This is a genomic window from Gordonia insulae (assembly GCF_003855095.1).
In the GTDB taxonomy this organism is placed as follows: domain Bacteria; phylum Actinomycetota; class Actinomycetes; order Mycobacteriales; family Mycobacteriaceae; genus Gordonia; species Gordonia insulae.
Window position 1 is genome coordinate 4,723,253 of the sequence record NZ_CP033972.1, and the last position, 20,938, is coordinate 4,744,190.

General features: G+C 66.8%; 21 protein-coding genes. 15 read left to right on the plus strand and 6 right to left on the minus strand.

Annotation, left to right across the window (positions count from 1 at the left end):
- The first annotated feature begins 6 nt into the window (after positions 1–6).
- Positions 7–1,341: an NtaA/DmoA family FMN-dependent monooxygenase gene (locus D7316_RS21540; protein ID WP_124710074.1), complete on the plus strand. Its 1,335-nt coding sequence runs from the start codon at positions 7–9 to the stop codon at positions 1,339–1,341.
- A gap of 52 nt (positions 1,342–1,393) precedes the next feature.
- Here D7316_RS21540 and D7316_RS21545 read toward each other — a convergent pair whose 3' ends face one another.
- Complete coding sequence (locus D7316_RS21545; protein WP_124710075.1) at positions 1,394–1,747, minus strand: UBP-type zinc finger domain-containing protein; 354 nt, start codon at positions 1,745–1,747, stop codon at positions 1,394–1,396.
- 119 nt (positions 1,748–1,866) lie between these two features.
- Here D7316_RS21545 and D7316_RS21550 point away from each other — a divergent pair, with 119 nt between their 5' ends.
- The 6 genes from D7316_RS21550 to clpB all read left to right on the plus strand — a co-directional run bounded on the left by D7316_RS21550 (position 1,867) and on the right by clpB (position 9,104).
- A complete protein-coding gene (locus D7316_RS21550; RefSeq protein ID WP_124710076.1) occupies positions 1,867–2,325 on the plus strand; it encodes a cupin domain-containing protein in 459 nt (152 codons plus the stop codon).
- Between the two features lie 4 nt (positions 2,326–2,329).
- Positions 2,330–3,019, plus strand: a complete 690-nt coding sequence (locus D7316_RS21555; RefSeq protein WP_124710077.1) for a DUF1345 domain-containing protein — start codon at positions 2,330–2,332, stop codon at positions 3,017–3,019.
- A gap of 240 nt (positions 3,020–3,259) precedes the next feature.
- Positions 3,260–4,957, plus strand: coding sequence for a Tox-REase-5 domain-containing protein (locus D7316_RS21560; protein ID WP_124710078.1), 1,698 nt, complete (start codon positions 3,260–3,262; stop codon positions 4,955–4,957).
- Between the two features lie 11 nt (positions 4,958–4,968).
- The gene (locus tag D7316_RS21565) at positions 4,969–5,637 is read left to right on the plus strand and encodes an Imm52 family immunity protein (protein ID WP_124710079.1); all 669 of its coding nucleotides are present in this window, start codon (positions 4,969–4,971) and stop codon (positions 5,635–5,637) included.
- Between the two features lie 93 nt (positions 5,638–5,730).
- Entirely contained in the window at positions 5,731–6,153 is a 423-nt protein-coding gene (locus D7316_RS21570) for a nitroreductase/quinone reductase family protein (protein ID WP_124710080.1), read from the plus strand.
- 398 nt (positions 6,154–6,551) lie between these two features.
- Complete coding sequence (clpB, locus tag D7316_RS21575; RefSeq protein WP_124710081.1) at positions 6,552–9,104, plus strand: ATP-dependent chaperone ClpB; 2,553 nt, start codon at positions 6,552–6,554, stop codon at positions 9,102–9,104.
- An 81-nt stretch (positions 9,105–9,185) separates the two neighbouring features.
- Here the strand turns inward: clpB and D7316_RS21580 are convergent, their stop codons facing one another.
- Entirely contained in the window at positions 9,186–9,698 is a 513-nt protein-coding gene (locus tag D7316_RS21580; RefSeq protein WP_124710082.1) for a DinB family protein, read from the minus strand.
- 74 nt (positions 9,699–9,772) lie between these two features.
- Here D7316_RS21580 and D7316_RS21585 point away from each other — a divergent pair, with 74 nt between their 5' ends.
- The gene (locus tag D7316_RS21585) at positions 9,773–9,988 is read left to right on the plus strand and encodes a hypothetical protein (RefSeq protein WP_124710083.1); all 216 of its coding nucleotides are present in this window, start codon (positions 9,773–9,775) and stop codon (positions 9,986–9,988) included.
- 108 nt (positions 9,989–10,096) lie between these two features.
- Here the strand turns inward: D7316_RS21585 and D7316_RS21590 are convergent, their stop codons facing one another.
- The 3 genes from D7316_RS21590 to D7316_RS21600 form a co-directional block, all read right to left on the minus strand.
- Positions 10,097–11,740, minus strand: coding sequence for a dihydroxyacetone kinase family protein (locus tag D7316_RS21590; RefSeq protein WP_124710084.1), 1,644 nt, complete (start codon positions 11,738–11,740; stop codon positions 10,097–10,099).
- A gap of 156 nt (positions 11,741–11,896) precedes the next feature.
- Complete coding sequence (gene sigK / locus D7316_RS21595) at positions 11,897–12,493, minus strand: ECF RNA polymerase sigma factor SigK (protein ID WP_124710085.1); 597 nt, start codon at positions 12,491–12,493, stop codon at positions 11,897–11,899.
- 176 nt (positions 12,494–12,669) lie between these two features.
- A complete protein-coding gene (locus D7316_RS21600; RefSeq protein ID WP_124710086.1) occupies positions 12,670–14,517 on the minus strand; it encodes a glycoside hydrolase family 15 protein in 1,848 nt (615 codons plus the stop codon).
- A 187-nt stretch (positions 14,518–14,704) separates the two neighbouring features.
- Between D7316_RS21600 and D7316_RS21605 the strand changes: the two genes are divergently transcribed.
- The 5 genes from D7316_RS21605 to D7316_RS21625 all read left to right on the plus strand — a co-directional run bounded on the left by D7316_RS21605 (position 14,705) and on the right by D7316_RS21625 (position 18,087).
- Entirely contained in the window at positions 14,705–15,706 is a 1,002-nt protein-coding gene (locus D7316_RS21605) for a zinc-binding alcohol dehydrogenase family protein (protein WP_124710087.1), read from the plus strand.
- An 88-nt stretch (positions 15,707–15,794) separates the two neighbouring features.
- On the plus strand, positions 15,795–16,400 hold the full coding sequence (locus tag D7316_RS21610) for a DNA-3-methyladenine glycosylase I (protein ID WP_124710088.1): 606 nt from the start codon (positions 15,795–15,797) through the stop codon (positions 16,398–16,400).
- Positions 16,401–16,451: 51 nt separating this feature from the next.
- Positions 16,452–16,832, plus strand: a complete 381-nt coding sequence (locus tag D7316_RS21615) for a PPOX class F420-dependent oxidoreductase (protein ID WP_124710089.1) — start codon at positions 16,452–16,454, stop codon at positions 16,830–16,832.
- 76 nt (positions 16,833–16,908) lie between these two features.
- Positions 16,909–17,661, plus strand: a complete 753-nt coding sequence (locus D7316_RS21620; protein WP_124710090.1) for a maleate cis-trans isomerase family protein — start codon at positions 16,909–16,911, stop codon at positions 17,659–17,661.
- 21 nt (positions 17,662–17,682) lie between these two features.
- A complete protein-coding gene (locus tag D7316_RS21625) occupies positions 17,683–18,087 on the plus strand; it encodes a PPOX class F420-dependent oxidoreductase (RefSeq protein WP_124710091.1) in 405 nt (134 codons plus the stop codon).
- A 6-nt stretch (positions 18,088–18,093) separates the two neighbouring features.
- On the opposite strand, the gene D7316_RS21630 is transcribed toward D7316_RS21625, so the two are convergent.
- Positions 18,094–18,639, minus strand: a complete 546-nt coding sequence (locus D7316_RS21630; RefSeq protein ID WP_124710092.1) for a DUF6611 family protein — start codon at positions 18,637–18,639, stop codon at positions 18,094–18,096.
- A gap of 344 nt (positions 18,640–18,983) precedes the next feature.
- Between D7316_RS21630 and D7316_RS21635 the strand changes: the two genes are divergently transcribed.
- Both D7316_RS21635 and kdpA read left to right on the plus strand, forming a co-directional pair.
- A complete protein-coding gene (locus D7316_RS21635) occupies positions 18,984–19,082 on the plus strand; it encodes a potassium-transporting ATPase subunit F (RefSeq protein WP_124710093.1) in 99 nt (32 codons plus the stop codon).
- A 1-nt stretch (position 19,083) separates the two neighbouring features.
- Positions 19,084–20,889, plus strand: a complete 1,806-nt coding sequence (gene kdpA, locus D7316_RS21640) for a potassium-transporting ATPase subunit KdpA (RefSeq protein ID WP_124710094.1) — start codon at positions 19,084–19,086, stop codon at positions 20,887–20,889.
- Positions 20,890–20,938: the final 49 nt, after the last annotated feature.

Sequence of the window (20,938 nt, forward strand, 5' to 3'; positions counted from 1 at the left end):
GACGCGATGACCGGATTCCACCTCAACCTGTCGCTGATGACGCCCGGGCATTTCCGCCACGCCTGGCGGCTGCCGCACGCGGACCCGTTGGCGTACCTGGACATCGACTATTTCACCCGGTTGGCGCGGATCGCCGAGGACGCCAAGATCGATGCGGTGTTCCTCGGTGACGGTCCCGCGCTGCGCGGCGAGATCGGTGAGGCGCCTGGTACCGGGATCGACCCACTGATCCTGCTCGGACACGTCGCCGCGACGACGAGCGATCTGGGAGTGGTGATCACCAGTTCGACGACGTACAACTCGCCGTACAACCTCGCCCGGCGGTTTCAGGCGCTCGACCACGTGACGAAAGGTCGCGCGGCCGTGAACATCGTGACCACGGGCACGCCGGCCGCGGCCGCCAACTTCGGCTTGCCAGAACATCCCGACAAGGAGACGCGGTACCGGCGGGCATGGGAATTCCTCGACGTGGTCACCCGGCTGTGGGACAGCTGGGACCCGGGATGGCTGATCGCCGACAAGGCGTCCGGCCGGTATGCCGACGTGACGAAGATCCGCTCGATCGATCACGACGGCGAGTTCTTCTCGGTCGCCGGTCCGCTACCCGTGGCGCCGGGACCCCAGGGGCGTCCCGTCCTGGTCCAGGCAGGCGGATCGGAGGGTGGTCTCACACTCGCCGGGGACTTCGCCGATGTCGTGTTCACCGTCGCGCAGACCAAGGCGAAAGCGGTTGCCTTCCGCACCGACATCCGGCAGCGGGCCGCGGCCGCCGGACGTCATCCCGATGACGTGAAGGTCTCGCTCGGCGTTGTGGTGGTGGTCGCGGCGACCGAGGCGGAGGCCCTCAGCCGTGCGGAAGCACTGTATGCGACCTTGCCGATCGAGCGACTGACGGCACAACTGCTGGCCAATCTGGGACTGGCCGAGGACTCGTTCGGTCCCGACGATCCGATCTCGGTCGCCGACCTGCCGGAGACGATCCCGGCCGGCGCGTTCTCTACCGGGTTCAGCGTCTCCACCCGGGCACTGATCGCCGAAGCGCCGCGTACGCCAAGGGAACTCGTGATCCGCGGGGCAGGCGGATCCGGTCATCGGCTGCTCGTCGGGTCCGCCGAACAGGTTGCCGACGACCTCGAATCCTGGTTTGCGGCAGGCACGTCCGATGGATTCACCATCATGCCGGCCGAGACCGCCGTCGACCTGGAGAACTTCGCAACACTGGTGGTACCGATCCTGCAGGAACGTGGGTTGTTCCAGCGTGAGTACGCGGCGCGGACACTGCGTGCGCGCTTCGGCTTGCGGTCGGTGGGGGATGTGGCAGCTGACGAGGAGCCCGCCTGACCGGTCGGTCGTCGATCACGCGGCAGGATCACCCCACGCGGCCAGACCTTCCCTACAAACCGAGACGGCTGCGCCAGTCCTCCGGCAGCCGCTCGGCCGGCCCCGGAACGCTTTGTGTGTCCGGATGTTCGGTGGGAGCCGCCAATGTCGGTCCGAGGAAACCCTTGTCGGTGGTGAAATCCCAGAACCAGTCCTCGCCGGGCTCGTAGCTCTGGATCACGGTGTGTCCGGACTCGGTGACGTGGCGTCGTGCGTGCTTGTTCAACGAGTCGTCGCAGCAACCGATGTGGCCGCACTCGGCGCAGCGGCGGAGATGAACCCACCAGGAACCGGTATCGGTGCACTCGACGCACCCCGGTCCGCTCGGCGGGACGTCGGGGTTGATGTGCTCGTTCTCGGTGGTCATCGTGTGCCCCTTGCTGTCGACCTCATGCGGCGGCGGTGACAGTCAGAGTATCCGTACGCGCGGGTCACCATGTGATGAATCCACCTCCCGTCGGGCGTGGTCGGCGCTACTGTCCAGAGATGAAGAAGCTCATCGGCACGATCGTCGGAATCGTCGCGCTCACCGTCGGCGCCGGCCTCGTCCCCGCCACCGCGGCAGCGACGCCGCCGTCGGGGATCTCGGCCACCACCCTCGCCGAGGGTGACATCCCGGCTGGACTGCTGCCGTTTGTGCCAAAGGGGCTTCACGTCGCCGTCCGGCAGATCACGATCGCACCCGGCGGCACCACCGGGTGGCACTACCACGATGGCGACCTCGTGGGGCTCGTCGGAGCCGGCACCTTGACCCATCCCGGATCCGATTGCAAGCCGGTGATCTACCGCACCGGCGACATCATCCGCGAACCGCACGGCCAGGCCAACACCCATGTCGGCCGGAACCTCGGCACAGAGCCGGTGGTCCTGTATGTGCTGTATCTGATCCCGCTGGGGGACCCGCTGTTCGAGGACGCACCGGCGCCGGGGTGCGACACACCGTAATTCCGTGTCGGAGAAGGCAACGTCTGCTGGTTGGCTCTCGGAACCCCGGCGTGCCGGGGTGAGTCTGATTCTCGCGTGCGTCGGGGTCGGCGGTCTGTTCCTGCTCGGTGCGACGCCGACGGAGATGTCGCCGGTCGACGGAGCCGTCTTCGTCCTGCTCGTCTACCTGATCGCCTACCTGGCGATCACGATCGCCGCGTTCTCTCGGGCCGATCCTTCGGTGATTCACGACTGGGCGTGGCGGGAGAACCGGGGGACGGTGCTGCAGCGCTACATCCTCGGCACCGCGCCGGGACCGGGCGTGTCGATATTCATCGCAGTGGCCGCGCTCGCGGTCGCCATGATCTGGCTGCCCGGCCGCGGGGGTGCCACGCTCGCGGAGACGCCGCGAGTCACGGTGGCCGTCGCGTTGATCGTGGTGGCCTGGCTGTGTGTGGTCGTGTCCTATGCGGTGACCTTCCACGCGGACGATCTGATCGACGAGGGTTCGAAGGGGCTCGACTTCCCGGGCGCCGACGATCCTGAGTGGGCCGACTATGTGTACTTCTCGGTCGCGGTGATGACCACCTTCGGCACCACCGACGTCACGGTGACGTCGCGCGAGATGCGTCGGACCGTGACCGCCAACGCGGTGATCGCATTCGTCTTCAACACCGTGATCATCGCGGCCGTGGTGTCGGCGCTGACCAACTGACGGTCGTCGTGGAAGGTATGCGACGCCGAGGTGAAGTCCTGCTTACAGCGCGGCGATCCGAGCCATGATCCACCCGTACCTGTTGGATGGCGCCCAAGCGCGGGAATGTTCCCGCCTGGCATACCTTTCTTTGTCGGTGTCGTTCGCGTAGAGCACTTTTCACCTCCGGACTCGCCAGGTGACTGCTCCACGGGCCTACGGTCGCAGCGAACCTGATCCACACACGAAGGTGAGTTGACGATGCGGGATTCGAGATCGATGGCGGTGGTGATTCGCTCGTTGGTCCTTGCCATGGCGGTGATGCTGATCGGGCTGCTGCCGGCGGGCCAGGCGATCGCCGCGTCTCCGAGCGGGCCGGGTGCGGGGCACTCGTCGAACTCGGGAGATGCCAAGAGCGGCAAGAACAAACCGTCGACGTCGGCACCCGATCGGGGTGGCGATGCGCGGAAGATCCAGCCGCGGGCCCCGCAGCCGGCACCGCGTCACAGCGCGCCGAGTTCACCGGGATCGCCGAGTGCACCGGGCGCCGGATCTCCGGGCGGCTCGCAGTCGAGCCCGGCCAAGCCGACGAGGCCGAGGTCCTCGATCCCGAAACCCGACCGCGGGCCCCACAAGTACTCGCCGAACACCAAGGCGCCGCAGACCACGCACAAGGACCCGTCGGACCGAGACAGCAAGCGCAGCCGCGACAAGTCCGACCGGCCGACCGGACCGCAGCAGAATCGCGCTCCGAACAAGGTGGCTCCCAAGACCCACGACCCCAAGGGCAGCGACCAGCGGGAACGGGGCCGCAGTCGAGACAGCCGCGAACCCGGGGACAACAAGAAGGACAAGCGCGACGATCGTCGTTCCGACCGGGCGGGTACGGATCGGAAGAAGGGCGGCGAGCCGACACGGCCCGAGCGGCCGCCGCTTCCGACCCGTGAGTCGACGCCGCGCGCCACCACCCCCGGCACGCCGGCACCCCCGTCTGCGACTCCGCAGGCACCCCAGGCACCCCAGGCGCCGGAGGCACCTCAGACCCAGACACCTCGGGCGCCGGAGCGGCGCGACCAGAATCCGCCCGCCGCGATCCTGTCGCCGCCGATGAAGCAGGCGGACCCGAACGAGCCGTCGCCCAAGACACCGAACATCACCGGCAGGCCCGACCCCAAGGAAGGGCAACCGGAGGCCCACGCTCCACCGAATCCTCCTGCGCAGCCGCAAGGATGGCGTGAGTGGTACGGGATCCTCCACGGCATCGGCGACCTCATCGAGGGCGGCGCGTGGGTGCTCGAGCAGTTCTTCGGCGATGATGACGAGTCCCCGTCGGCCCCCGAGAACCCCCCGGCCGAGGAGTCTCCGGCGCCGGAAACGCCGGCCCCCGGCACTGCGCCGGCCGAGCCCGCACCGCCGAGCACCGAGCAGACCCCGCCGCCGGCCACCACCCCCGCGCCACCGGCGCCGCAGCCTTCTGCACCGGCCCCCTCGGCCACGACTCCGCCTGCGCCGCAGGATGACACCGATGGCGGTAGCGGCCGCTGGGTGCCCGAGTCGACAAACGGGTGGTCACAGGAGACCAAGGACTACCAGGAGCAGGTGACCGGTCGCCCACCGGGAACGACGTATGAAATCCCCTCCAAGGACGCCCCATCCGGAAAGGTGAGTGTCGACGACGTCACGCCTCCGACCGACACCGAGAAGGAGAAGTGGACCGAGGTCAAGTATCACCGCCCCGACGTCGTGTACGACAAGGACGGAAACCTGCAGCCCTGGTCGAAGGAGGCGCGGCAGATGCCTGATCAGCTCAAACGGCAGTATCAGGCAGCCGAAGAGCATGACGCCGAGGTGGAATGGGTTGTCGCCGATGAGCGCCAGTTGAGGGATGTCCAGGCCGAGATCGACCGGAGCGACTACGGCGACCGCATCACGGTTCGGATAGAACCGCCGAAGAAGTAGGGTGGATGATCGTGGCAAAGATCGATGTCATCGGCGGCTGGGGTCCGCGGGCACAGTCGGAAGCCGAGATCGTCGCCGCGAGCCGGCGAATGCTCACGGAAATGCCGAACCAGCCCGCGGGTGGGTGGGTGCGCTTCGTCGAGCGAAAAGGCAGCCACTTCATGGATGCGGTCCCTGTCGACATCACCGACGTGGCTTCGCTGGCGAGCGCGATCGAATCGACCAGCCGCCGTGGCGACGAGCGCGAGCTCCGGATCAACCGCCAAGCCGGACCGGAAGAGTTTCCGGTGCAGGTACGTGTGCGTGCCGGCAGTGAGCATTCCGCCAACCGACTCCTCGTCGACATCGACATGCCGGGAGCGGATTCGGAGCAGGCACGGGAGTGGATCACCGATCACATGGACGCGATGGTGTCCGCGTGGGACCCCGACTGGCTCAAGGCCGGGACGTACCAATTCCATCTGGCGCAGAAGGACATCGGACTCGCACCCAAGCAGATCATCCTGGGCTGGAAGACATACCTTTCCCGCCGGGTTCCGGTGGATGACGCCGCGCTCGCCGACTCGGTGGCGGTGACGGCCCGGCCCGAGGGCGGCCGGTACGTGACCTTGGCCGGCACCGTCACCGAGCCCGGGCTCGATCAGGCCGCGAAAGTACGCATGGCGCTCGGGTACGGGTAGTCAGGTCTTGCCCGACCGGGCTCCCCTTCGCCGGCAGTTCAGGAACAATGGCGGTGCACGTGCACTGGGGTCGGGCAAACAGGAGGATCGAGCATGGCTGATTCGGACGACTGGAACACGCAGATCATCAACGAGTTCCGCCAGAACAACGGCAAAGTCGGCGGGCCGTTCGAGGGCGCGCCCATGGTGTTGCTGCATCACACGGGGCGCAAGTCCGGCAAGCAGAACGTCACACCACTGATGTACCTGCCCGCCAACGGCGACTCGATGTACATCTTCGCGTCGAAGGCCGGGGCGCCCACTCACCCGGCCTGGTACTACAACCTGACCGACGCGGGCAGCGCTCGGGTGGAACTCGGCGACGACGAGTACGACGTCACGGTCACCGAGGTGACGGGTGAGGATCGCGACCGCATCTACGGTGAGCAGGCCAGTCGCTACCCGGGATTCGCCGAGTACGAGACGAAGACGGCCGGAATCCGCACCATTCCGGTGCTCGCTCTGCAGCGGGCGTGAGACTCTCGTAGGTCCTGCTCGGCGCCCGGGAACATTCTCGCGGAGTCGTCGCGTCCAATCGGTGTTCGGCCACGAGGCCGGCGGACCTGAATCCGATCGAAGGGACCGACGATGATCATCGCAATCTACAACCTGGGTGTCGCCATCTGGAATCTCGTCGTCAGCATCATCTGACGCATCGCAAACACTTCTGTGTTTTGTGCCCGCCGACCGTCAGACGGTCGGCGGGCACGGTTGTCGTCGGAGGAGTGTCCAGGCCTGGCGCTATTGTGATGTACATCACTCCCTATCTCAGACTTGAGTGGAATACGCTCAACCCTGGATGCGCTGAACTCACCGTGGGCTCATACTTGAGCCTTATGGACTAAAGAGCGTTACAGAGAGAAAGGTACACGCGAGTGGACAGCTTCAATCCGACCACCAAGACACAGGCAGCGTTGAGTGCTGCCGTGCAGGCGGCGGCCGCTGCCGGCAACTCCGACGTGCGCCCGGCTCACATCCTGGTGGCCCTGCTCGATCAGTCCGACGGCATCGCCGCACCGCTGCTCAAGGCGGTCGGGGTGGACCCGTCGACTGTTCGCGCCCAGGCCCAGGGATTGGTGGACCGTGCGCCGACGGTGGCCAGCGCGAGCGCGCAGCCACAACTCTCCCGCGAGTCGATCGCGGCGATCACCGCAGCTCAGCAGCTGGCCGGTGAACTCGACGACGAGTACGTGTCGACCGAGCACATCCTCGTCGGCCTGGCGACGGGCGACTCCGACACGGCCAAGCTCCTCGCCAATGTGGGTGCGACCCCGCAGGCGCTGCGCGAGGCCTTCGTCTCCGTGCGCGGCAACGCGCGCGTGACGACGCCCGATCCCGAGCAGACCTACCAGGCGCTCGAGAAGTACTCGACCGATCTGACCGCGGCCGCCCGCGAGGGCAAGCTCGACCCGGTCATCGGCCGCGACACCGAGATCCGTCGCGTGGTGCAGGTGCTGAGCCGCCGCACCAAGAACAATCCGGTGCTCATCGGCGAGCCCGGCGTCGGCAAGACGGCGATCGTCGAAGGTCTGGCCCAGCGCATCATCGCCGGCGACGTGCCGGAATCGTTGCGCGGCAAGACCGTCATCTCCCTGGATCTGGGGTCGATGGTGGCCGGTGCCAAGTACCGCGGCGAGTTCGAGGAGCGGCTCAAGGCCGTCCTCGACGAGATCAAGGGATCGGCCGGGCAGGTCATCACCTTCATCGACGAGCTGCACACCATCGTCGGCGCAGGCGCGACGGGCGACTCCGCGATGGACGCGGGCAACATGATCAAGCCGATGCTCGCCCGTGGCGAACTGCGGCTGGTCGGTGCGACGACGCTCGAGGAGTATCGCCAGTACATCGAGAAGGATGCTGCCCTCGAGCGGCGCTTCCAACAGGTCTACGTCGGTGAGCCGTCGGTGGAGGACACCATCGGCATCCTGCGTGGACTCAAGGACCGCTACGAGGTGCACCACGGCGTGCGCATCACCGACTCTGCGCTGGTGTTGGCGGCCACGCTGTCGGATCGCTACATCACCTCGCGCTTCCTGCCGGACAAGGCCATCGACCTGGTCGACGAGGCCGCGTCGCGGCTGCGCATGGAGATCGACTCGCGCCCCGTCGAGATCGACGAGGTCGAGCGCATCGTGCGTCGACTCGAGGTCGAGGAGGTCGCCTTGGAGAAGGAGACCGACGCGGCGTCGAAGGAGCGGCTGGAGAAGCTGCGTGGCGAACTGGCCGACCAGAAGGAGAAGCTCAACGAGCTCTCGGCCCGCTGGCAGTCGGAGAAGACGGCCATCGACGCAGTCCGCGACGTCAAGGAAGAGCTGGAAAGGCTTCGTGGAGAGGCGGATCGGGCCGAGCGCGAGAGTGATCTCGGACGCGCCGCCGAGCTGCGGTACGGGAAGATCCCCGCGCTGGAGAAGGAGTTGGCCGCGGCACTGGAGAAGACCGGCGCCGATCCCGATCAGGACGTGATGCTCCAAGAGGAGGTCGGACCGGACGACGTCGCGCAGGTCGTGTCGGCGTGGACCGGCATCCCCGCGGGCCGCATGCTGGAAGGTGAGACCGCCAAGCTGCTGCGCATGGAAGATGAACTCGGACAACGGGTCATCGGCCAGAAGGATGCGGTGCAGGCGGTCTCCGACGCGGTCCGTCGTGCCCGTGCTGGTGTCGCCGACCCGAATCGGCCGCTGGGTTCGTTCCTGTTCCTCGGACCGACCGGTGTCGGTAAGACCGAGCTCGCGAAGGCGTTGGCGGAGTTCCTGTTCGACGACGAGCGCGCGATGGTCCGCATCGACATGAGCGAGTACGGCGAGAAGCACAGCGTCGCACGACTGGTCGGTGCCCCTCCGGGCTACGTCGGCTATGAGTCCGGCGGACAGCTGACCGAGGCGGTACGTCGACGTCCCTACACGGTGGTCCTGTTCGACGAGGTCGAGAAGGCGCACCCGGATGTGTTCGACGTGTTGCTGCAGGTGCTCGACGAAGGGCGTTTGACCGACGGTCAGGGACGCACGGTCGACTTCCGCAACACCATCCTCATCCTCACGTCGAACCTCGGTTCGGGTGGCGACAAGGACCAGGTGATGGCGGCGGTCCGCGCAGCGTTCAAGCCCGAGTTCATCAACCGACTCGACGACGTGGTGATCTTCGACGCGCTGAGCCCCGAGGAGCTCGTGTCCATCGTGGACATCCAGCTCGCGCAGCTGGGCAAGCGCCTGGCGCAGCGTCGACTGGAACTGCAGGTGACGCCGAAGGCCAAGGAGTGGCTGGCCGAGCGTGGGTTCGACGCGCTCTACGGTGCCCGCCCGCTGCGCCGGTTGGTGCAGCAGGCCATCGGCGACCAGCTGGCAAGGGCGTTGCTGTCCGGCGACATCCACGACGGCGACGTCGTGCCGGTGAACGTCGGGGCCGACGGAGAGTCGTTGGTACTCGGCTGATCCAGTGACCATAATCGTCCCCGAGAGGGCGGTCCGAGGGGTGTTCCCCTTGGCGCCACCCCTCGGGGACGATTGTTGTCGTCACACGCCGGTCACGCCGTCGATGCGTTCGCGGATCAGATCCGCGTGGCCACAGTGCCGGGCGTATTCGGCGATCATGTGCAGGTAGATCCATCGTAGGGACACCTCGCCGCCACGAAACTTGCTTATGTCGTGCAGTTCTCGGGATGCGCAGTTCTCGCGCGCCCGCGCGACCTCCGCCTCCCAGGCGTCGACGGCGGCGCGGTACGACGAGTCGTCGGTGAGGGTGAAGCCGCCGTCATGTCCCTCGGAGGCGTTCTCGTCGACTCGGATCGGTCCGATGTCCTCGCCGATCAGGACGCGGCGAAACCAATTGCGCTCGACCTCGGCCATGTGCTGGATCAGCCCGAGCAGCGTGAGTTCCGACGGTGCCACGGCGGCTGCGCGCAACGCGGTGTCGTCGAGGCCGTCGCATTTCTGTGCGAGTGTGGCGCGGTAGAAGTCCAGCCAGCCCGCCATCGTGGCTCGTTCGTCGTCGTTCATCGGCGGTACGGGTCGGGAGGTGGTCGTCATGGGGACGATGGTGGCATCCGGCGCCGACAACGCGAAGTCGACCCGAACCGCGCGTGGACCGGCATAGTGGAGGCATGGCCGACAAACCAGATGCCGAGACCGATCCCGACCTGCCGAGCGATCGCGAGGAGAATCGCTCGGTGTGGGAGCGTCAGCCGCAGGACCAGATCGGCGAGACCGACCGGATCGCAGAGCAGAAGAACGTCTACGAGGCCGCAGCGGACGCCAACGACCCGAACGAGGGGGACCACGCCGTCGGCGGGAGCGAGGGGACCGCGGACGGGCAGTGAGGGGTGGTCTCGATACGCCGCCTCGCTGCGCTCGGTGGCTACTCGACCATCGGTAAGTGGGCCGCCTCGCTGCGCTCGGTGGCTACTCGACCATCGGTGAGTGGGCCGCTACTCGACTGGCGACTGCTCCGCCGCTGCCCGATACAGCCATCCGGTGACGAGGGCGCCTGGGTCGACGACGCCGCGCGCATTCTCGCCGACATAGCTCGCGCGACCCTTGGATGCCGTTGTGTGGCAGGTGGATTCGGCTCCCGCTTCCGCATCGTCGGCGACCTCCGGCAGTGACTTGCCCTCGGTGAGGGCGTCGGACGCGGGCGCCAACGCGTCCACCATCGTGTTGTCGCCGACCTCGGCGCCGCCGAGATCCTGGATCTCGGCCAACGCCGCGGCCGTTCCGTCGCGGAGCGCGCCGGCGACGTCGTCGAAGGTGGAGAACGCCGTCGCGAGCTGACGGAACAGGACCCCGAACACCGCGCCCGACGTGCCGCCTGCCCGCACCAGGAACGAGGTGCTGATGGCGCGGAGGACGTCGGCGTCGGAGCCACGGACCGGGAGGTCGAAGTGACCGAGGGCGGCCTTCATGTTGGCACCGAAGTCGCCGTCGCCGGCCTGCTGATCGAGTGCGGTCAGATCGTCGATCGCGTCGCGTACGCGCCGGATGAACGCCGACAGCCACGGTGATTCCGGTCCGTCGTCGGCGGCGTCGTCGGGTTCGGCGAAGGTGACGTCGGCGACCTGCGCCGGACCTTGCCCGATGTGGGCGGGCCACGCCGGTGCGGTGGTCTCGGCGTCGAACAGTTCGAGTGTCTCGTCGTCGAGTCGGACGAGGGTGATCGAGAAGCCGGCCATGTCCAGGGCGGTGACAAAGGTGCCGACCATCGAACGGTCGACGACGATTCCGCGCGCGTCCAGGTGAGACACGACCTCGCCGAACACGAGTGACAGTTCCAGCGGATGCGCGGCGCCCAGCCCGTTGACCAGGCACAGCACCCGCTCACCCGCGGTCACGGAGAGGGAGTCCACGATGCGGTCGAGCATCCGTTCCACCAGCTCCGAAGCACCCACGCGGGCGGTGCGGTCCTGCCCGGCCTCACCGTGGATGCCCACGCCGAACTCCATCTCGTCGGCCTCGAGATCGAAGGTGGGTTCGGTTGCGCCGGGTACCGTGCACGCGCGGTAGGCGACGGCGAAGCTGCGTGAGTTCTGCGCCGTCCGGCGCCCGATCTCCGCGATGCGTGCCAGGTCGTCTCCGCGCGCGGCCGCTGCGCCACAGACCTTTTCGACGATGATGGTGGCGCCGGTGCCGCGACGGCCCGGTCCCGACTCCGATTCGGTGGCGACGTCGTCGTCGACCAGCACATGATCGGTGGCGACCTCGTCGCGCAGCAGGTGGCGGGCGATCCGGAAGTTCATCACGTCGCCGGTGTAGTTCTTGACGATGTGCAGAACGCCGTTGCCGCGGTCGGCCCATCGGGTCGCACCGACGATCTGCAGGGCATTGGGCGAGGTGAACACCAGACCGGGGCAGGCGGCATCGATCATGCCGTCGCCGATGAGGCCCGCATGCATCGGCTCGTGACCCGACCCGCCGCCGGAGATCACCCCTACCCGTGGTGACGCCGGGACGTCACGTCGATGCAGGAATCCGGGATCGGGCTCCCAGGAGATCGACGGATTGGCGGCGAGGAATCCGCGCAGCGCGTCGGTGATGAAGGCGTCCGGTGAGTTGAGGACGTACTCGTGCGGGGTCACGATTCCAGGGTAGGGGTCTCGATACGCCGGGCTCGCTGCGCTCGCTCGGCTACTCGACCGGCGGGGAGCACGCCGGGCTCGCTGCGCTCGCTCGGCTACTCGACCGGCGGGGATTACGCCGGGTGCTGCGCTCGCTCGGCTACTCGACCGGCCGGGCTATGCCGCGTCGACGTGCGCACGCAGCCGGATGAGGCCGGTGCGGATCCGCGATTTCACGGTCGGCAGCCCGACGTCGAGCCGGTCGGCGACCTCGCGGTAGGACAGACCGTGGAAGTAGGCCAGGTCCACGGATTCGCGTTGCAGGGCGGTCAGGTGGACGAGCCCGCGGCGGACCGCGCGACTGCGCTCGCGTGACTCGACGACCTCGCTGATGTCGTCCACCGGGCAGTGCGCCGACGCCACGCCGTACTCGACGGTCCTTCGAGAAGAGGCCGTCTCGGCTCGGACGCGATCGACGGCGCGACGGTGCGTCAGCGTGATCAGCCACGAGATCGCCGATCCGGCAGTGGGATCGAACGATCCCGCCGAACGCCACACCTGTAGGTAGACCTCCTGGGTGGTCTCCTCGCTGTAGCCGGCATCACGCAGGACGCGCAGGGCCATGCCGTAGACGCGGGCGCAGGTCTGGTCGTACAGCTCGGCGAACGCCGCATGGTCGCCACCGGCGACGCGGCTCAGCAGCGCCGCGAGGTCGGGCTCGGGGTCCGCGTCGCACGTGGGGACCGGGAGGCGCCGGTCCTCGAGAATCGTCATGGGTCGACCTGCTGAGTCATTCGTGCTCCTACCGATGCGCGGGTCAGCGGCCTGGTCCCGACCACCGCGCCGTCGCCATCGACGCTATCCGCGTGGTGGGCGAAGAGCCGGACCTCGGGCAGCAGCTGCGACCGGATCGCAACGTGCATAACGAGAAGGTAACGACGTCGGCGTCGTCAGTGGTCGAGGCTGCGATCCAGATTGATGGCGGCGCTGATCAGCGATAGATGTGTGAACGCCTGCGGGAGGTTGCCCAGCTGTTCGCCGGTCAGTCCGATCTGTTCGGTGTAGAGGCCGAGGTGGTTGGCGTGGGTGAACATCTTCTCCAGCGCCAGCCTGGCGTCGGCGAGCCGGCCCGACCGCGTCAGGGCCTCGACATACCAGAACGTACACAGCGAGAATGTGCCCTCGGAACCGTCCAGACCGTCGTGTCCGTCCGCCGTGTCGTAGCGGAACACCAAAGTGTCACTGACCAATTGGGCTTCGAAGGCGCGCAGCGTGCTCTGGAATCGGTCGTCGGTCGGTGCCAGGAGCTTGACGGCCGGGATCAGCAGCAGTGATGCGTCGAGGCGATCGGAGTCGAGGGTCTGCACGAATGCGCCCAGGCCGTCGTTCCATCCGCGATCCATGATCTGCGCGAAGATCTTGTCGCGCGCGGTCATCCATCCGGCTATGTCGCCGGGCAGGCCCCGTTGCCTGCTCATCCGGATCATGCGCTCCAGCGCAACCCAGGACATCAGGCGGGAGAAGACGTAATCCTGCGGCTCCGAGCGGACCTCCCAGATGCTGCGGTCGGGCCTGTCCCAATTGTCGACGAGCCAGCCGGCGACATCGCACAGCTGCGACCATGACCGGTACGAGATGCCGGGTCCGTGCTTGTTGAACAGATACACCGAATCGATCAGCTCGCCGTAGATGTCGAGTTGCAGCTGTTCGGCGGCGGCGTTGCCGATCACCACCGGTGACGACCCCCGGTAGCCCTCCCAGTGATCGAGGACCGTCTCGGGTGGTGGTGGATCGCCGTCGAGCGTGTACATGAGGCGGAGTGGGCCGATGTCGTCGTCGGCATCGTTGTCGAAGCGGCACGTGAGCCACTCCATGAAGGAGGCGGCCTCGTCGAGGAAGCCGAGACGCAGCAACGCGTACAGGGTGAATGCGGTATCGCGTATCCACACGTAGCGGTAGTCCCAATTGCGCTCGCCGCCAATGTTCTCCGGTAGTCCGGTGGTCACCGCGGACACAACGGCTCCGGTCGGCTCGTGGGTCAGGAGTTTGAGGGTGAGTGCCGACCGGTTCACCATCTCGCGCCACCGCCCGGTGTAGGTCGACTGAGAGATCCATTCCTGCCAGAAGGCGACGGTCGCGGCGATGACCTGGGGGTCGCTGTCGGCGGCGAAACACTCCGCGCCGATCGGATCCGGGGCTGCCACCAGCGTCGTGCACTCGCCGGTCCGCAAGGTGAACTCGGCCTCCAGATCACTGTCGTCCCTCACCTGCCACGCGATCTCCGACGCGATGTGCAGTTCACGATCCTCGGTGCGAAACGCCGCGCTCCCGTCATCGGCGATCGACAGGGTGTGCTCGGCGCGTCCGTAGTCGAAGCGCGGAGCGATTCGGATGCGGAATCTGACCCGCCCGCGGATACAGACGATGCGGCGGACGATGCGCGTTCGATGGTCGGGGTCGTGTGGCCGCGCGATCGGCATCAGGTCCTCGACCTCGGCGACACCGTCGTCGCTCATGAACCGGGTGACCAGGACGTTGGACTCCGGGAGATAGAACTGCCGAGTGGTGACGTCGCCGTCGAGCTGCTCGATCGTCCACGAGCCGCCGCGTTCGGCGTCGAGCAGGGCGCCGAAGACGCTGGGGGAATCGAACCGCGGACAGCAGAACCAGTCGATCCGACCGTCGACGCCGACCACTGCAGCGGTGCGGAGATCGCCGATGACACCGTGATCGGCGATGGGGAGATAGGTCGATCCGGCCGACGAACTGGTGGTGCTTCCATCGCAACGGGCGCTCATGGTCGCACGCTACGTGCGCACCGAGGGGTGGGTGGGCTGCCGGTGTCGACTCGGAGACCGATTCGTGACCGGCGGCGACGATTCGGTTGCGATGTCAGTGCGGGAATCGAGTGAGGTTGTGCTCTGCCGTCGAGGCGTGTTCGGAGTTCATCGAAGCGCATGGACCCGGTTTGGATACCGTCGGGTCATGCCATCGACCACCGACGCCATCGTCGCCACAGCTCCCGCCCCCGTCGACGACGAGACATCATTCGTGCCTCTCGACATCACGATCGACGACCCCGGACCGCACGACCTACTCGTCGAGGTGCGTGCAGTCGCGGTGAATCCCGTCGACGTGAAGGTTCGTGCATCGTTCGATCCGGCGGACGGACTCAAGGTCCTCGGATACGACGCGGCGGGAGTGGTCGTCGGCGTGGGCGCCGAAGTCACCAGGTTCGGCATCGGCGACGAGGTCTACTACGCCGGCGTGATCAATCGTCCCGGCAGCAACGCGGGTCTCCAGCTCGTCGATGAACGCATCGTCGGGCACAAACCCTCGTCACTGTCCTTCGGTGATGCGGCGGCATTGCCGCTGACGACCATCACCGCGTGGGAGGTGTTGTTCGACCAGCTCCACCTGCACAAGGCCTCGGCGGGAACGCTTCTCGTCGTCGCCGGCGCCGGCGGTGTGGGATCGATGACCATCCAACTGGCCCGTGCTCTCACGGACATGACGGTCATCGCGACCGCATCACGCGAGGACTCTGTGGCATGGGTGCGCGATCTCGGCGCGCACCACGTGGTCGATCCGCGATCGCTGAGGCAGGAGATACCGGCTCTGGCTCCGCATGGTGTCGATGCCATCTTCTCGCCGCATTCGGACGGCAACGTCGAGACCTATGCCGAGATCATGGGGGTGCACGGTGAGGTCGTCGCGATCGATGAACCCGAGGGACTCGACACACTGCCGTTGAAGTCCAAGAGCCAGACATGGCACTGGGAACTGATGTTCAGCAAACCCCTCTACCGACCCGAAGACGACAGCCAGCATCGGCTGCTCGACGATGTGGCCGCCCTGGTCGACAGTGGACGCATCCGCAGCACCGCCAATCGCCGGCTCGACGGCTTCACCGTGGAGAATCTGCGGGAGGCCCATCGGATCTCCGAGAGTGGTGGCGCCATCGGCAAGGTCGTCATAGTGCGCTGACGTCCACCGTATCGCTTGCTTCGCAGGCGTCCGAGGTTGTCGTGAGCCGGCGGTAGGGTGCGCTTGTCGATCGAGCGAGGAGTGGGCAATGGCGTTTGTGATCACCGGGGACGACGGGGTGACGCGTTGCGGATGGGCGGCGGTGGAGCCGGAGACCACCTATCACGACGAGGAGTGGGGATTTCCGCTCGACGGCGACGACGCGTTCTTCGAGCGGGTCGCGCTCGAGGGCTTCCAGTCCGGGTTGAGCTGGCGCACCATTTTGAACAAGCGCGAGAACTTCCGCACGGCATTCGCCGGCTTCGACATCGAGAAGGTCGCCCGCTTCACCGATGCGGACGTCGCGCGTCTCCTCGGAGATGCGGGCATCATCCGGCATCGCGGCAAGATCGAGGCGGTCATCAACAACGCCCGCCGCGCCGCGGAACTCATCGAGCAGGACGGCTCGCTGCCACAGTTCTTCTGGCGGTACGAACCGGACACGGAACCGGAACCGCACTCGCAGACCACCTCGGCGGAGTCCCTCGCACTGTCGAAGGACCTCAAGAAGCGCGGCTGGAAGTTCGTCGGCCCTACCACGATGTACGCGCTGATGCAGGCGAGTGGCATCGTCAACGACCATGCGCACGAGTGCGTCACGCGGCCACGCGTCGCGCGGGCGCGGTCGAAGGTGCGGCGCGCAACCGGTGGCTGACGTCGACTCTGAGCTTGACTTGAAGCCGAGTTGAAGTCCTAGCGTCGCCTCATGGACGACACCCGACTGATGGATCCTGCTGTCCTCGCGTATCTGGAATCCCAACGCCTGGGGCGGCTGGCCACCGTCGACAGAGACGGTGCGCCGCAGAACAGTCCGGTCGGCTTCTGGATCAACCACGACCTGGGCACCATCGAGATCGGCGGGTGGAACCTGACGAAGAGTCGGAAGTTCCGCAACCTCGCACACAACGACCGAGTGGCTTTCGTCGTCGATGACATCGCGTCGGTCACGCCGTGGCGGGTACGCATGGTGGAGATCCGTGGCCGAGGTGAGCAGGTCATCGACGTCCCGGTGCCGCGGAGCGGCATGGATGCCGCGTTGATCCGGGTTCACCCGGCCCGCGTCATCGCCTACGGAATCGGCGACTGACCTGCACCGACGGCGGTAACACAAACGTCACCTCCCATGGATTGTTGACAATCCGACAATGTGTCATCATTCGTGCATGAAACCGGTGGACATCGCTGGCGTGCCGCAGCAGCAGGTGGGGATCGGGATGGTGTGCCCGTTCGACATGGCGCTTGACCGCGAGCTCTGGCGGTGGATGCCGAACTCGGCGTCGATCTACTTCACCCGCACCGGTTTCATCGACGCCCCGGTCGACGTCGACCTCTGCCGCGACCTCAACAACCACGCCGAGATCGCGGCGGCGGTCCGCAGCGTCACCTCTGTCGGGCCGCGCGTGGTCGGCTATGCCTGCGCATCGGGCAGCTTCGTCTACGGGATGACCGGTGCGAGGGAACTGTCGAACTGCATGCTCGCCGCCGGGGCATCGGCTTCGGTCACCACGTCGGAGGCGTTGGTGCGGGCTCTCGACGTGATGGGTGTCGAGCGGATCGCCGTTGCGACGCCCTACACGTCTGCGCTGACCGGGTTGCTGTGCGACTTCCTCGGCGAGGCGGGCCGGACCGTGGTGTCGAACGCCGGTCTGGGCCGCGATCACGAGATCTGGACGATTCCGTACGCGGTGACCTGCGATCTGATCCGGTCGGCCGACCATCCTGATGCCGAGGCGATCTTCGTCTCCTGTACCAACCTGTGGACGTACGAGATCCTCGGGATGATGGAGGCCGAGCTGGGCAAACCCGTGCTGTCGGCGAATCAGGTCACCGCGTGGGCGACGTTGTCAGAGGCGGGGCTGGTCGCCGAATCACTACCGCACACCGGCGGGCAGTCGCTGTTCTCTCGCGTGGCCTGACTCTCGCGTAGCCTGACGGACATGTCCGCCACGAGTGCACCCTTCGGGGAAGCCACCGACGCCAAGTACATCGAGCTGACGACCTTCCGCAAGGACGGGACGCCCAAGCCGACACCGATCTGGGCCGCCCTCGACGACGACGGCCGACTCGTGGTGTGGACCGAGGCGGAATCGTGGAAGGTCAAGCGGCTGCGCAACAATCCGCGTGTCACCGTGCAGGCCTGCGATGCGCGTGGCAAGAAGACCCACGGCGCCGTCGTCGAGGGAACCGCCGAGATCCTGGATGCCGCGGGAACCGAGCACGCGCGGCGACTCATCGGGCGCAAATACGGACTACTCGGCAAGCTGCTGGTGAAGGCGTCGGTGATACGGCGCGGCAAGAGCGGCACGGTCGGAATCGCCATCACGGCCGTCGACCCCGCCTGACCTGTCTCACCCGGCCAACTCGGCGTAACAGCCTGCCCACACCGTCTCGTGCTCGACCGGACTGATCCGGCCCGCGCGGAGGTCGGCATCGGTGCGCCGGAGCAGATCGACCATGCGTAGCAGACGATCGCGTTCGATCGACGACGTCGGCTCCTCGCCCTCACCGGTCCACACCGTCATCTGACGGACGAACCGCCGGGTCGTCGAGGCGGCAGCCGCCGATCGCGCGATGACCAGTGCGGTGATCACGATGCTTGCCGGGATCGACACCGCGTAGCCGACGCCGATGGCGGCGAATGCCGTCCAGACGGCAAGCCACAGCAGGAATCCCCAGACCGGGGCGGCCCTCCAGGCGCGGAGGCGAACGCGCTGGCCGTCATCGATGCCCGGCGGATAGACGGCCACGCGGTACTGCGCCCAGTGGCGGGCATATCCCACCCGCAGCGTCCCCCACGTATCCGGTCCGGTCAGCACACGGCTCCAGAGGCCCGAGGCGTGGGTGAGGGTGGTCGGCGTCATCCGTCGTGAATGGCCCATGATTGCGTCGCTCATGGTTCAGGCCTACGCCGGTCGAACCGGCCCGCCTCGCTTCTCGACGCGATCTACACACCCGCACAAGAGATTTTGACGCGCCCTTGACGGTGTTCGCGTCCGGCGCAAAGGGCGCGACAAGACCGTCGCGGACCGCGTATGGATCGCGTTAAGAACCCTGGCGATCCCGATTTTCCGAGTGATCCTGTGTCGGGGCAGTGCGGCGGATGCTGCACGGCACCCGGTGATCATCAATCGGAGAGATCGGGAGTGGAAGTGGCAGACCTGCTGTATCTGGTCACGGCGGCCGCGGGTTTCATCGCCTGTGTCATGGCCGTACGCGCAGTCGATTCGAGGGCCGATCGATGACCGCCGACGGCGTGGAGAACATCGTCCTCATCGCGCTCGCTGCCACCGTCGTCGTCTATCTGCTGACGGCGCTCGTCTTCCCGGAAAGGTTCTGAGGTGTCTGTGACCGTTGCCGGCCTACTTCAGCTGGCATTCGTCATCGTCGTTCTGGCCGTGTGCTACGTGCCCCTCGGTGACCACATGGCCCGTGTCTACGGCTCGGGTCGGGATCTCGTAATCGAGCGATGGTTCTACCGGGTGGGCCGCATCGATTCCCGTCGGCAGCAGACCTGGGTCGGCTATGCCCTTGCAGTACTGGGTTTCTCGACGGTGTCCTTCGTGTTCCTGTACCTGTTGCAACGGCTGCAGGGTGTGCTGCCGTGGTCGGACGGCAAACCTGGTGTCGCACCGGGAATGGCGTTCAACACGGCGATCTCGTTCGTCACCAACACCAACTGGCAGTCGTATTCGCCCGAGGTGGTGATGAGCAACCTGACACAGATGCTCGGCCTCGCCGTGCAGAACTTCGTGTCAGCCGCGGTCGGTCTCGCGGTGGCGATCGCGTTGATCCGTGGCATCGTCAACCGGCGAGGTAGCGGTGAGATCGGCAACTTCTGGGTGGACCTGGTGCGCGGTGTCGTCCGAATCCTTTTGCCGCTCAGCTTTATCGTCGCCCTGATCCTGCTCACACAGGGGGTGGTGCAATCGTTTCGCTCAGGGTTCGATTTCACCACCCTGACCGGACAGGGCGCACACAGTGTGGTCGGTCCGTTCGCTTCGCAGGAGGCGATCAAGGAGATCGGCACCAACGGTGGTGGCGTCCTGTCGGCGAACTCCGCGCACCCGTTCTCCAATCCGACGCCCTTGTCGAATGTCGTCGAGATCATCGCGCTCCTGCTGATTCCGGTCTGCTTGACGCGGACCTACGGCACGCTGGTCGGTGACCGTCGCCAGGGGTTCACATTGCTCGGGGCGATGGCCGCCATCTGGGCCACAATGCTCACGATCGTGTGGGTGTTCGAGTCGCGCTCCGACGGGATCGCTTCTCGCGCAGCCGGTGCGATGATGGAGGGCAAGGAGCAGCGCTTCGGCATCCCGGCTTCGGCGCTGTTCGCGGTGTCGACCACCGGAACATCCACCGGCGCGGTCAATTCCGCGCATGACAGCTACTCGGCCGCCGGTGGCGGCGCCCTGATCTGGAACATGCTGCTCGGTGAGGTCGCGCCCGGAGGGGTGGGCGCGGGGCTCTACAGCATCCTCGTCATGGCGGTGATCACGGTGTTCGTGGGCGGGCTCCTGGTCGGGCGCTCGCCGGAGTTCCTCGGCAAGAAGGTCGGGCAGAGCGAGATCACCATGGCGGCGCTGTACGTATTGGTGATGCCGGCACTGGTTCTCGCCGGGACGTCGATCTCGGTGATCCTGTTCTCCACCAGAGGCTTTCAGGGCAACAGCGGTGATCCCGGAACGCCGGGCTCGATCCACGGCTTCGGTGAGGTCCTGTACGCCTACGCGTCGGCGGCCAACAACAACGGCAGTGCATTCGGCGGGCTCACGGTGACCAGTGACTGGTTCCAGACGTCGTTGGGCATCGCGATGCTGCTCGGCCGGTTCCTGCCGATCGTGTTCGTCCTGGCGCTCGCCGGCCTGCTGGCGAGACAGCGGCCCAGGGTTCGCGAGGCCGGGGTGGGATCCACGGCCGTCGTCGGCGGATCACGATCCGTCGGAGGTGGCGGCGGTTCGGGCTCGGTGGCTCTCGACGCGCGGGTCGAGGCCACGACCGGGCCCGCGGCCGACGATCCATCCACACTCCCGACCCACGGAATGATGTTCGGCGCGTTGCTCGTCGGCACCATCCTGCTGGTCGCCGGACTCACCTTCTTCCCGGCCATGGCGCTGGGTCCGATTGCAGAGGCAGTGCTGTGACAGTTGACACCGATCGATCCCCGACGAGTGGAGCGCCGGCGGAGGGGCG